The sequence below is a fragment of the Exiguobacterium sp. UBA6282 genome (assembly GCF_002440475.1).
Classification (GTDB): Bacteria; Bacillota; Bacilli; order Exiguobacteriales; family Exiguobacteriaceae; genus Exiguobacterium_A.
The window spans coordinates 46,037-46,368 of record NZ_DJUM01000047.1 but is presented as its reverse complement, the minus strand read 5'-3'; the positions used below and the strand labels follow the sequence as shown (position 1 = coordinate 46,368).

The following is a 332-nucleotide window of genomic DNA, read 5'->3' as shown; positions in this document are numbered from 1 at the left end:
GCTTCGTTCGTCGTTGGACCGTTTGCTGCTTCTACGACGATCGCTGCGTGGATATCATGTGCATTGTCTTCTGTAATTTGATTCTCGATTGCCGCAGGAACAAGAATATCACATTCGAGTTCAAGCAATTCTTTATTCGAGATCGTATTTTTGAACAATGTCGTAACCGTTCCGAATGAGTCGCGACGGTCCAGTAGATATGGGATGTCGAGTCCGTTCGGATCATGAAGTGCACCGTAAGCATCACTGATGGCGATGACTTTTGCACCTAAGTCATACATGAACTTCGACAAGAAGCTACCTGCGTTCCCGAACCCTTGAACGACGACGCG

General features: G+C 47.3%; 1 pseudogene. It reads right to left on the bottom strand.

What is annotated here, in order from left to right:
- Positions 1–332: pseudogene (locus tag B2751_RS12070) on the bottom strand (glutamate dehydrogenase); the annotation flags it as partial.